The sequence below is a fragment of the Actinomadura kijaniata NBRC 14229 genome (assembly GCF_001552175.1).
In the GTDB taxonomy this organism is placed as follows: domain Bacteria; phylum Actinomycetota; class Actinomycetes; order Streptosporangiales; family Streptosporangiaceae; genus Spirillospora; species Spirillospora kijaniata.
On record NZ_BCQR01000040.1, the window covers coordinates 62,395 to 73,894 of the forward strand.

Below are 11,500 nucleotides of genomic sequence, written 5' to 3' on the forward strand. Positions count from 1 at the left end.
AGCTTGACTGTTTATAAGACAGCCCCTAGCGTCGCGGGCACAACGACCTGGAGGCGCGATCGTGAGCAACCGGACCTTTGTCGTCGGCGTCGGCATGACGAAGTTCGAGAAGCCGGGCGGCCGGGAGTGGGACTACCCGGACATGGCCCGGGAGTCCGGGACCAAGGCCCTGGCGGACGCGGGCCTGTCCTACGACGCGATCCAGCAGGCGTACGTCGGCTACGTCTACGGCGAGTCCACCTCCGGGCAGCGCGCCGTCTACGAGCTGGGCATCACCGGCATCCCGGTCGTCAACGTCAACAACAACTGCTCGACCGGCTCCACCGCGCTCTACCTGGCGCGGCAGGCCGTCAAGCACGGCGTCGTGGACTGCGCCCTCGCGCTCGGCTTCGAGAAGATGCAGAAGGGCTCGCTCGGCTCCACCTACGAGGACCGCGAGCAGCCCATGCTGAACCACTAGAACATGCATTGAGGTAAGCACAACAACCCGCCGCCCCGTCAGCCGGACGCGACCACGTGCCCCCTCCACACGTGGTCGCGTCGGCTACGGGCCGCGCACGACCCGTCGAACGAGATCGTCGGTGTTGCTGTCGGGCTTCCACACGCGGACCTCTCTGCCGTTCGGCCAGACGACGCACCACCAGCCGTCGCCTTCGGCGTAGAAGGTCCCGAGCGTCTTCCCGGCGGGCTCCGACACGAGAAAGATCCCGTCAGGAGACCGCCAGACGACGACGTCCTTCACCATGGCGTGACTTCGCGATGCGGGGTGAGCGTCACCGCGTGCAGCCGCTCATGCAGCTCATGGCCAGAGGACGCACGGACGAAGAGCCCTTTGCCGCGCACAGCGAGCCAGACGCCCGCCGCCGCGTCCACGACGAACCCGACGTGCGGGAACTCCGCCCGTAGCCTGGCAAGCAGGGTCACGGCATCCGGTGAACGCTGCTGGGCCTCGAACCAGGTGGGCGCGCTGGTCATGGCTGCCCCTGACGAAGCTCGGCCTTGAGGGTCACCAGCGCGTCGGTGGGATTGTCGGCCTCTGAGATCCAGGTGCCGTCCCGGTAGGCGAACCAGTGCCGTCCGGCATCGTCGTCGCGTTCGCGGCACTCCACGACCAAGCCGCGTGAGTCGGGCCCGTCCGTGACGTGGATGCGGTCGCCGTCCAGCAGCTCGACCGTGTACTTCTGCCCGCGCAGCAGCCCGGCGAGCGCGGCCAAGCGCGCGGCGCGACGGGGGTCGGACGCGCCCCGACGCACGACCTCGGCGAGCCGCCGGACCGTGGTCGGGTTGCAGCGTCCCAACTCCACCAGCACAACCGAGCTGGTGAACGAGCAGATGTCCAAGCCCAGAGAGGGAAGCTTGATGCCCGCCAGGTCGAGGGCGTCACGAAGAGCTTCGAGCGCGGTTCCCGCTTCGTCGAGGGCGGACATATCGGCGTGTACCTGCGTCGCTCTGTCCATGTCCCAACCGTTCCGCGTTCGTTGGTTACGCAGAGGGTCCAGACAGGTGGCCAGAGGAGGGGCCAGACTAGGAGGAGGGAGGGGCCAGCGTGGACAAAGAACAGCGCAAGCGCTTCGGTCGGTACCTTGCCCAGCTACGCCAGGGTGCGCGACTGAGCCAACGTCAGCTCGCCGAACGTCTCTGCGTCATCACCGGCACGGGCTCACTCACGCGCAACGAGGTCTCCCGCTGGGAGCGAGGCGAGCGCGTTCCCGACTCGTGGCTTCCGGCGTTGGCCACCGTGTTGAACGTCCCACTCACCGAGCTTGAACGAGCCGCCGCTTGTGCCCGAGGTGAGGCACCAGCGGATGACCTGCCGAATCCCGCCGAGACCCTCGCGTTGCTACTCCCGGACGACGACCCTTTCGGCCCTCTGGAAAGCACTACAGGACGCCGGATAGGCAGCAGTACCGCCGATAGCCTCGCCGCTCGCGCTCACGGTCTCCGCCTCGCCGACGACGTACTTACCGGCGGCGACCTGCTCGGTCCTGCGCTGCGGGAGTTTCGCGCAGCGGTCCGCCTGTACCGCGAGACCAGTCACACAGAAGAGATCGGGCGGGCGCTGCTGACCTCCATCGGCGAACTCGCCCAGATCACGGGATGGATCGCCAGCGACGCAGGGCAGCACGACAGCGCCGAACGGATCTACCGCCTCGGGTTGTCGGCCGCCCGCGAGGCGGGAGATCGAGCCCTTGCCGGGCACCTGGCAAGCTCGCTCGCCTACCAGTTCAGCAACACCGGTCACGAAGACAAGGGACTGAGCCTCGCGCGGGCCGCCCTCGAAGAGACCGGAACGGACGCGCCCGGTAAGACGAGAGCGCTCTTCCTCGACCGGGTTGCCTGGGCATACACGAAAACGAGCACCACCAACGCCCAACCTGCCATGCGTGCACTCGGCAAAGCTCACGAGGCGCTCGCAGAAGACAGCGACGAAGCTCCCACGTGGGCTTACTGGGTTTCATCCGAGGAACTCGAAGTGATGGACGCTCGGGTTCTGACGGAACTGCGCAAGCCCCTACGAGCCGTCCCCCTGCTCACGAAGGTGCTCGACCGCTACGACGTCACACGCGCTCGCGAACTCGCGCTCTATCTCTCCTGGCTCGCTGTGGCACTTACCGACGCGAACGAGCCGGAAGAAGCCGCACGAACGGTGCGGAGGATGCTCGACCTCTCGTCCGACCTCACCAGCAAGCGAACCGAAGCACGCTCGCGCGTCGTCCTAGCGAAGCTTGAGCCGTTCCGAGACGTCCCCGAAGTCGGTGAAGTGCTCGACGCGTATGCGGCGTGACATGTAGGGACGTTTCACGCGGGGGCCCGGCCTCGGCTTGCGCGGTGCGGCGCAGGCAGGCCGTCCACGGCCTTCCGGGGACGCGGACGGCCGGCGCGCTGCGAACGGCCCCCAGGCCGCACGCGCAAAGCGCGGGCGGCCGGTCCGCGTCCCCGGCGTGCTGTGGGCGGGCCCAGCCACGCACATGCCCCCGCACCCGCCGCTGGCCCGGAGTGCTCGTTCGCGCGAACGGCGAGAAGGCGTGACAGACAGATTCGCGCGAACGAGCACTCCGGCTCGCGGGGGGCTGGGGGCCGCGAGGCCCCTGCTTCAGGCACGTCCAAGGGGTCTAGAACTTGGCCAGCACATATCCACTTCACGACAATAGCCAAGGACAATGAGCAAGCAGAGACCCTACACTCACTCCAATATTCATCAGCCAAGTTTTTTGATAATCTTATCCAGGCATTTATTCGTTTCCTTGATTACATTAACTATATCTTTCATCTCGCCAGTGCCGCGCCCCTCGGTGCCGAGATATGAATTCAGATCGATAGCGTAATGAAGCGGCTCAATAGGGCCAAAGGGACCTTCTGCCGTCACGGTGACATCGTATCGACGGGGAAGTTCTTCATTTTCAAATCGAGCCGGTGCAGTATCAAAAAAGTATCTATGACTCCGCCCAGGAGGCATGGAAGCAATACCCTCAGTCAAAGCAGGAGCGTTTGTTACCTCTTGATACGAGGTTGAGGACAACGGAGGGTCCACCTCAACGCGAACATTGCGCGCGATCGTTGGACCGGTGTTCTCTATTACAAGCATCAGAAAGAAGCCCGTACGCCTATCCGGTCGAATATCGACGTACACATAAGGCTGCGCCTGGTCCCGTGCGATCTCCTGATCTATAACTACCTGCTGGCGTGCAGCCTCGGCTTGGTCGCGAGCCGACTCCGCCTGGCGCTCAGCGGCCGTCGCTTGCTTGCGAGCCGCCCCAGCTTGTATGCGGGCATACCAGACAGCCGATCCTGCAATCAGAATCGACACGATAGAGACAGTCAGCGCCCAGGCGTCAACTCCCAATTTGAGGCTCCTCACAAGATCCAACTTCATGAACTTTATCAATGGACTTCGAAGTTCGAAGCCAATGGCTCATCACTGTCGAAGTAAATTGTCGTGCCAGAATAAGGGCAACGGCGGGATAGAAGTCAGGGAACTTGCACCTCAAGGTTGACCATGTTCGGCCATCGAATGATCGTTTATGCCCTGGCGGGTGCGCGTTTCGGCGCGGCGGGACCGGACCGAAGTGGCCGCACGCCCGGTGCGCCGGGGCGTGCGGCCGCTTGGCGGACCGCGAAGCGGGCCGCCCTTGACCCTGTAATGAAACTTCTCGACGTTGGGTGATCCGGGCTAGCTGACCTTCTGGCTTTGGTCACGCTCGGTGACTTGCTGGCGGATGCGTCGGGCTTGCTGGATGCGGTTGCGGGCCTGCTCCGCCCAGAAGTGCTCTCCGTTCAGCAGTCCTGATCCGACGTAGGTCCATCGGCCGGTTGTGACGGTCGGCTTCTCGGGGGCAGGCTTGGGGTGCCCGTCGGCCTGGCGGGCGGCTTGGGCGGCATAGTCGGCGCGGGCCTGGCGGAGTTGGGTAAGGGTGACGGAGTAGCGGCGGGACTTGGAGGAGAAGTGTCCGCCGTAGCCGAGCATGTGAGCCCACTTGCGCAACCGCAGCGGTCCATATTCGGGCAGGTCGGCCAGCGCGAAGCAGGTCCAGATCATCCGGCGGGCGTGCTCGGACACCTCCAGGGTGCTGATCTGGCTGGGATAGCGGATCGGCCGGTCCACCGTGCCGGAATCCTCAGCTCCCTTGGTGGCGTACTTGGCGATGTAGCGGGCGACGTGCTTGTCGGCTATGCCGTCCAACTCGGCGGCGACCTGGATCGCCTGCACGTCCACCTGCCTGCCCCATCTCACCGTGTGCGGGGTGCTCCCCTCGCCTGGATGCGGGATCGGCACCGACACCTCGGTGACTGCCGCGCGTAGGGCGCGTTCCAGCAGGTCGGATGTCGCCCACGTAGGTGGGGGATCGTCGGGGCCTTCGGGACCGTCGAGCCGTACGACGGCGTGGACATGGATCAGTCCTCGACGCTGGTACTCGATCACGCGGGCGTAGGAGATGCGGGCCTGCTGGCGGAACGCCTTGTGCGTGAGGCCCAACTCAGTGGTGAGGTACCGGGGGACGGCCAGTGTGAGCCGTCGCCACAGCTCTGGCGCGTGGGCGTTCCACAGCACAGCGCGTGGGTAGTCGTAGCAGTCTTCGCAGATCGGCTGCCCGAGCATCGGGTCGTCGGCGGCGTGACGCAGACTGCACCCTTCCGGACGGCCGTGGGAACACAGCGGCCGGTCTCGGCGCGGGCGGCAGGGGTTCACTCGCCCGGCCTTCTCCCTGCGGGTATGCACTGCCCCGAACGATGGGGCGGTCAGGGTCAGGAACACGCGGGGGTGTTCGCTGACCCGTTCGGGTACTCCTTTGCCCCCGGCGAGACCGGAGATGATCAGGTGGTAGGTGTCGTCGCGATAGACCTCAGCACACGCGGCACAGCGCGAGGCACGACGGTTGCCGCATGCGGTGATCAGGTAGCCGGTCGGCTCGTCGTCAGTCGAATAGGACTCGATCAACTCACCGGTCTCACCGTCCAGGGTGAGGCGTTCGCCGCGTAGCCGGATCGGCTGCTCACACCCTCCGGCAGCCTTGATCATCTCGTGCCAGCGGGCGAAGTCCGGCATGGCGGCACGCTGGACTGCGGCGACGAACTCGGGAGGCAGGCCGGGCGTCGACGAGGCGTTCATGCTGCCTCCCGCACGGGCGCTGGGGCCTGCCGGTCGGCGCTCTCTTCCTGCTGCGGATCCGGCTGGGTGGACAGCGTGATCGTGAAGATGACGGCGACACGGTTCCACTTCTCGTCAGTCCATCGCGGCGACCGCGCGGCCTGACGCTTTCCCCACTCGCGCGCTTCCGGGCTCGGGTTCAACCCTGGGTACTCCTCTCCCTCTCGAACGAGGGAGCACGCGCGACACCAGAACGAAGGGAGTGATCTTCGAGAGTAATTAGATATCGCGTCTAATAAGAGGGAGTTTTTTTGAAGGCGGCAAGCATCGTGAGCACACCTCGCGGGGCCCGGCGGCCGGTGCCTACCCGGCCTTCACTCGTCGGTCCTGGAGTCGTTTCGCGGCTCCGTGCTCCAGAAGTACCCGATCTCTGATGTCTCTTGAACCTCTTGAGCGACCAGCCGATCGGGACGTCGGCGAACAGTGGCGTATAGCGGCAACCAGTGGCACACAACGGCGCACAACGAGAGACGTTGAGAGTGACTTAGATCACACGAGAGGAGCCCGGTCAGAGTGGACCGGGGCCCTGCGGGCGGCGTGTTCTCGTCAGTCCTCCCGCCAGACAGGCTCAAGCAAGTTCGGGTCGAACTTGTTGCCCCTTCCCTGTCCGGCGGGATGCACGATGACGGCGTGCAACGCCTCACGGATGTACGTGCGCTTCTGGGAGATGTCCAAGCGATCCTCGTCGATCTCGGAGTACCAGCGTCGGCGGATGTCGGTGACGTCGGTGCGGGCCTCCGCCTTCAGGGCGTGCCGCTGCCGGTCTGCGCGAAGCTTGGCGATCTCCGGTTCGAGGCGCTCCACCTCATCGAAGAACAGGCTGTTGGAGATGCGTCGCTGCGCGAAACGCGACTTCAACTCCTTGAGCTGCTCGATCTTGTCGCTGAGTTCCTTCTCCTTCGGCCACGGGCCAATGTCGGGGCGGGCCTCCTGGACGCGTTCCTCAAGCTTCGCAAGCACGGCTTCGCTGATGAACTCGTCCACCAGGTCACCGCGCCTCGCCAGACCTCCGCACCCTCCGCTGCCCTTGGTGTGGCAGAAGTAACGGTGCCTGCCCCTGTCCTTCTCAAACCCGGCTCGCAGCTTGCCACCGCACATGGAGCCATCGGGCAAGATCCGTCCACATCGGAGAATCGACGTCAGGAGGTAGGTGTGTTCGCGAGGGTCCGTGCGGATCGGACCCACCGCCTCGCCGTTGTAGGTGATCTGCTTGCCCTTCCGGGCGTCGAAGATCGCTTGGAGCGCCTGCCACTGGCTAGGGGTGATCACCGGTTCCCAGGTACCGACGATCGGGTCTCCGTCGTCGTCGGTCACCAACTCGCCGTTGATCGTCCTCCAGCCACACAGGCGCGCGTTTCGGAGCGTCAGCCTGAGCGTCTGGTTCTTCCAGGGGTTACCGCGAGGTGTGAGGACTCCGGCCTTCTGCCAGTCACGCACGATGGAGTTCACGGACCCTCCTGCCAGCACCCGCTGTACGGCCTTGCGGAGTAGCTCGCTCTCCACGGGGTCGAGCGTGATCCGGTCCTCCTGCCAGCCGAACGGCCGGTGCCCCTTCTTGGGGAGCCCCTCCAGCGCACGCGCCCGGTTCCACTGGCGGGCGCGGCGGCGCATCTTCTTGATCTCCATGCGGGAGATCACGGCCCCCATGAGCCCCATCGTCTCGACGTCTTCCGCGTAGAGGTCCTTGAACCCTCGCTTGTCGGCGTACACCCGGCCGTCCTCGTAGGTGAGGGCGTCAACGAAGCGTTCATAGTCCCCCGTCTTCCGGATCAGACGGTCGTCGGCGACCACGATGCAGCCCATGACAGGCGTCCCGTCCTTGAGCCTGCCCGCGCGCAGTACGCGAAGCATCTCCTCGAAGTCGTCGCGGATCACACCTTCCTTCATCGCTGACTTGTCGTTGTCGGCGAAGCGGGCGACGATCCGGCATCCGAGCCGCTTCGCCGTGGACTCGTTGGCCTTCTGCTGGTCCTTGACGGTGTGCTCGTCCTTGGCCTTGTCCGCGCTGGCGCGGGCGTAGTCCACTACGGGGATCAGGTCACTGTGCGTGTCGGCCATGGGGGGCTCCTTGGTGGTACCTGAAGCAATGTTGTAACACCTCAAGGAGCTGTTCCCGCTGTACGAGTGGGGCGGCGAGCCGATCGCGCCGTACATGTTCGGCGCGGCCGGGCGCGAACACATGGAGAAGTACGGCACCACCGCCGACCAGTTCGCCAGGATCGGCTGGAAGAACCACAAGCACTCGGTGAACAACCCGTACGCCCAGTTCCAGGACGAGTACAGCCTCGACGACATCAAGGCCGCCCGCGTCGTGTACGAGCCGCTGACCAAGCTCCAGTGCTCGCCGACCTCCGACGGCTCCGGCGCGGCGGTGATCGCCTCCGAGCGCTTCGTCGACGAGCACGACCTGTGGGACCGCGCCGTGGAGATCGCGGGCCAGTCGATGGTGACCGACACCAGGGACACCTTCGCCGACAAGAGCGCGATCACGCTCGTCGGCGCGAAGATGAGCGCCCTGGCCGCGCGGCGGGCCTACGAGGAGGCGCAGCTGGGCGCCGAGGACGTGCAGGTCGTCGAGTTGCACGACTGCTTCTCCACCAACGAGCTGATCACCTACGAGGCGCTGGGCCTGGCCGCCGAGGGCGAGGGCGGCAGGCTCGTGGACGACGGCGACAACACCTACGGCGGACGCTGGGTCGTCAACCCGTCCGGCGGCCTGATCTCCAAGGGCCACCCGCTGGGCGCGACGGGCCTGGCCCAGTGCGCCGAGCTGACCTGGCAGATCCGCGGCCGGGCCGACCGGCGCCAGGTGGAGGGCGTCACCGGCGCGCTCCAGCACAACATCGGCCTGGGCGGCGCGGCGGTCGTCACCGTCTACAAGCCCGCCCGCTGAGCCGGACGACCGTGCGGGGCTCCGGCGGCGGGACCGCCGGAGCCCCCGGTCACGGGGTGGCCAGCGCCTCGGTCGGGGACAGCCGGGAGGCGCGGACGGCCGGGTACAGGCCCGCCACGGCGCCGATCGCCAGCGTCGCGGCGACGCCGCCGAACACCGCCCACGCGGGGACGACCACCGGCCAGCCCTGCGCGACCGCGTAGCCCGCCGTGACGGCCGCGCCCAGCGCGGCGCCGCCGGCCCCGCCCAGCGCCGACAGCAGCAGGGACTCGGCGAGGAACTGGGTGCGGACCTGACCGCGGGTCGCGCCCAGCGCGCGGCGCAGCCCGATCTCCGAGCGGCGCTCCAGCACCGAGATGACCATGGTGTTGGCCACCCCGACCCCGCCGACCAGCAGCGCCACCGCGCCGAGGCCCAGCAGCAGGTTCGTGAACGCCTCCCCCGCCGCCTGCTTGGCAGCCAGCGCGTCGGACGGGCGCGACACCTCGACCTCGTTGGGGGACTCGGGATTGGCGGTCGCCCCCAGCACGCCGGAGACCTGCTCGACGTCCTCCTCGTCGGACCGGGTGTAGACCTTCGTCGGGTGTCCGTCGAAGTTCAGCTCGGCCTCGGCCGCGGGCCAGCCGACCAGCGCGGCGGTGTCGAGTTCGGGCGCCAGCGGCGCGGGCTCCAGGATGCCGACCACCGTGAACCACCGGCCGCCGACCAGCACCCGCACGTCCGGTCCGGCGCGGCCGACGCCGAGGCGCTCGGCGGCGGTCGCGCCGAGCACCACGGCCGGATGGCGGGCGGTCGCCTCGTTCAGCCAGGTGCCGCTGCGGATCCGCGCGCCGGTGGCGGCCGGCAGGCTCGTGCGGGCGGCGTAGGCGGCCAGGCCGCGCGTCTCGGTCTCGGGGATCCGGCCGTGCCGGTAGACCTTCGCGTCCTCCACCAGGCCGACCGCCGACACCGTCCGCACCGGGCGGATGCGGCCGACCATCGCCTCGGCCTCGGTGGGCAGCCGCGCCCGCTCGCCGGTCATGGTCGTGCCCGGTTCGACGGTGAGCAGGTTGGTGCCGAGGGCGGCCAGCGTGCGGTCCAGGTCGGCGCCCGAGGAGGAGGAGATGCCGACCACGCCGACCATCGCCGCGATGCCGATCGCGATGCCCAGCGCGGACAGGAACGCCCGCAGCGGTCGGGTGCGCAGCCCGACCGCGCCGACCCGGACCACGTCGCCCGGCCACAGGCGGGCCGGGCGCGGCGCCTCCCGCACCGCGGTCACGACGCCGCCTCCGCCCGGGCGCGGTCCGGGTTGGGCGCGTCGGACACCACGCGGCCGTCGCGCATCCGGATCTGCCGGGGCAGGCTGCCCGCGATCTCCCGGTCGTGCGTGATGATCACCACGGTGGTGCCGGCGGCGTGCAGGTCGCGCAGCAGGTCCATCACCCCGGCGCCGGACACCGAGTCCAGCGCGCCGGTCGGCTCGTCGGCCAGCAGCAGGCGGGGCTCGCCCGCGACGGCGCGGGCGATGGCGACGCGCTGGCGTTCCCCGCCCGACAGCTCCTGGGGCCGGTGCTCCATGCGGTGGGCGAGGCCGACGCGGTGCAGGGCCGCCGTGGCGCGGCGGCGGCGCTCGGCGGGACGCAGGCCCGTGTAGAGCAGGCCGTCGGCCACGTTGTCGAGCGCGGACGTGCCGGGGGCCAGGTGGAACTGCTGGAACACGAACCCGATCCGCTGCGCCCGCAGCGCCGACAGCTCCGCGTCCGACAGGGCGCCCACGTCGTGGCCGTCGACGCGCACCAGCCCGGAGGTGGGGCGGTCGAGCGTGCCGAGCATGTTCAGCATCGTCGACTTGCCCGAGCCGGACGGCCCCACGATCGCGACCAGCTCGCCCGCGCCGATGTGCAGGGTGACGCCGTCGAGCGCGGTGACGCCGGGGTACCGCTTCACCACGTCCACCAGGGAGATCACTTCGGCACCCCCACGACGGTGCCCTCGGCGATCCCCGGCCCGGAGACCTCCACCTTCCCGTCGGCGAACAGCCCGACCTTCACCGGCACGTAGGAGGAGGTCCCGCCGCTGACCACCTCCACGCCGAAGCCTCCCTCCGCCAGCGCGACCAGCGCCGCCACCGGGACGGTCAACACGTCCTTGCGGGTGCCCGCGGTGAACGTGACGTCCACCGCCGCCAGCACGTACCGGGCGGCGGCCTTCTGCGCCCTGTCCCCCTTCAGCGCCACGGTGACCTCGACCTTGGTCTTGGGGTCCTGACCCTGCGCGGCCGGTTCGATGACCGTGGTCACCTCGTCGACCACGCCGCGGGCGGTGGACCCGTCGGGCAGTTCGACGTCCACGGCCGCGCCCTTGCGCGCCAGCCGCAGGTCGTCGGACTCCAGCTCCACGGTGACGGCCTTGTCGGTGCCGGTGTAGGTGAGGATCTTGCGGCCGGGCGTGACCGCGTCGCCCACCCCCGCCTGGAGGCCGTCCACGCGGACCGCGCCGGGCGCGAACACGACGCTGCCGAGCTCGACGTTCCCGGTCTCGGCCAGGCCGACGTCGTCCTGCCACTCCGCGACGGCGTCGGCGGTGTCGGCGGTGTACTCGTCGTCCACGGTGAAGCCGTCGTAGCCGAGGGCGCGCAGGTTGCGCTCCAGCCACAGCACGTCCTTGCCCTCCATGCCAGCGCTCAGCGTGCGGTAGGCGGGCTTGGCCCCGTACATCAGGACCACCGGCCGGGAGTCCACCTCGTACAGCTCCTTGCCCCGGGTGATCCGGTCGCCGGTGTCGGGCAGGGCGGTGACGGTCCCGGCGGCGCGGGCGCTGGCGGCGGTCGCCTGGCCGTAGCCGAGGCTCCCGTCGGCGGTCTCGCTGTCCTTGAGGGTCTGCTTCGCCACCTTGGTCGTGTTCGGCGGCAGCCCGGCGGCACGCGCGCCGCCCTTCCCGCCCCCGCCGCCGAACCCGAACGTCGCGACGGCCGCCGC

Annotated in this window: 13 protein-coding genes; 3 read left to right on the top strand and 10 right to left on the bottom strand. The window is 68.4% G+C overall.

The features are described from left to right. Window positions 1-61: 61 nt before the first annotated feature. Window positions 62-460 (top strand): thiolase family protein, encoded by a 399-nt coding sequence (locus AKI01S_RS14515; protein ID WP_067816569.1) that lies wholly within the window; start codon window positions 62-64, stop codon window positions 458-460. Window positions 461-544: 84 nt separating this feature from the next. On the opposite strand, the gene AKI01S_RS14520 is transcribed toward AKI01S_RS14515, so the two are convergent. The 3 genes from AKI01S_RS14520 to AKI01S_RS52795 are packed head-to-tail and all read right to left on the bottom strand — an operon-like array spanning window position 545 to window position 1,457. Next, window positions 545-745, bottom strand: coding sequence for a hypothetical protein (locus AKI01S_RS14520; RefSeq protein ID WP_067816572.1), 201 nt, complete (start codon window positions 743-745; stop codon window positions 545-547). Further along, on the bottom strand, window positions 739-975 hold the full coding sequence (locus AKI01S_RS14525; protein WP_067816575.1) for a hypothetical protein: 237 nt from the start codon (window positions 973-975) through the stop codon (window positions 739-741). The genes AKI01S_RS14520 and AKI01S_RS14525 overlap by 7 nt, the downstream gene beginning before the upstream one ends. Then, on the bottom strand, window positions 972-1,457 hold the full coding sequence (locus tag AKI01S_RS52795; protein ID WP_067816578.1) for a hypothetical protein: 486 nt from the start codon (window positions 1,455-1,457) through the stop codon (window positions 972-974). The genes AKI01S_RS14525 and AKI01S_RS52795 overlap by 4 nt, the downstream gene beginning before the upstream one ends. A gap of 89 nt (window positions 1,458-1,546) precedes the next feature. Here AKI01S_RS52795 and AKI01S_RS14535 point away from each other — a divergent pair, with 89 nt between their 5' ends. Next, window positions 1,547-2,785 (top strand): helix-turn-helix domain-containing protein, encoded by a 1,239-nt coding sequence (locus tag AKI01S_RS14535; protein ID WP_067816582.1) that lies wholly within the window; start codon window positions 1,547-1,549, stop codon window positions 2,783-2,785. A 414-nt stretch (window positions 2,786-3,199) separates the two neighbouring features. Here the strand turns inward: AKI01S_RS14535 and AKI01S_RS50505 are convergent, their stop codons facing one another. From AKI01S_RS50505 to AKI01S_RS50515, 4 genes are all read right to left on the bottom strand, one after another. After that, a complete protein-coding gene (locus AKI01S_RS50505) occupies window positions 3,200-3,844 on the bottom strand; it encodes a DUF8453 domain-containing protein (protein ID WP_157419838.1) in 645 nt (214 codons plus the stop codon). A 327-nt stretch (window positions 3,845-4,171) separates the two neighbouring features. Next, window positions 4,172-5,608 (bottom strand): replication initiator, encoded by a 1,437-nt coding sequence (locus AKI01S_RS14540; protein WP_067816586.1) that lies wholly within the window; start codon window positions 5,606-5,608, stop codon window positions 4,172-4,174. Further along, window positions 5,605-5,790 (bottom strand): hypothetical protein, encoded by a 186-nt coding sequence (locus tag AKI01S_RS50510; RefSeq protein ID WP_157419839.1) that lies wholly within the window; start codon window positions 5,788-5,790, stop codon window positions 5,605-5,607. Before AKI01S_RS50510 ends, AKI01S_RS14540 begins: the two co-directional genes overlap by 4 nt. A 403-nt stretch (window positions 5,791-6,193) precedes the next feature. Continuing rightward, on the bottom strand, window positions 6,194-7,705 hold the full coding sequence (locus AKI01S_RS50515) for a recombinase family protein (protein ID WP_067816590.1): 1,512 nt from the start codon (window positions 7,703-7,705) through the stop codon (window positions 6,194-6,196). Between the two features lie 94 nt (window positions 7,706-7,799). Here AKI01S_RS50515 and AKI01S_RS14550 point away from each other — a divergent pair, with 94 nt between their 5' ends. After that, window positions 7,800-8,540: a thiolase C-terminal domain-containing protein gene (locus AKI01S_RS14550; protein WP_083999562.1), complete on the top strand. Its 741-nt coding sequence runs from the start codon at window positions 7,800-7,802 to the stop codon at window positions 8,538-8,540. A 49-nt stretch (window positions 8,541-8,589) separates the two neighbouring features. On the opposite strand, the gene AKI01S_RS14555 is transcribed toward AKI01S_RS14550, so the two are convergent. From AKI01S_RS14555 to AKI01S_RS14565, 3 genes are all read right to left on the bottom strand, one after another. Then, window positions 8,590-9,792: an ABC transporter permease gene (locus AKI01S_RS14555; protein WP_067816615.1), complete on the bottom strand. Its 1,203-nt coding sequence runs from the start codon at window positions 9,790-9,792 to the stop codon at window positions 8,590-8,592. Window positions 9,793-9,797: 5 nt separating this feature from the next. Next, the gene (locus AKI01S_RS14560; protein WP_067816593.1) at window positions 9,798-10,490 is read right to left on the bottom strand and encodes an ABC transporter ATP-binding protein; all 693 of its coding nucleotides are present in this window, start codon (window positions 10,488-10,490) and stop codon (window positions 9,798-9,800) included. Beyond that, window positions 10,487-11,500 (bottom strand): peptidoglycan-binding protein (locus AKI01S_RS14565; protein ID WP_218009679.1); only part of this gene is annotated, 1,014 nt, incomplete at its 5' end. The genes AKI01S_RS14560 and AKI01S_RS14565, both read right to left, overlap by 4 nt.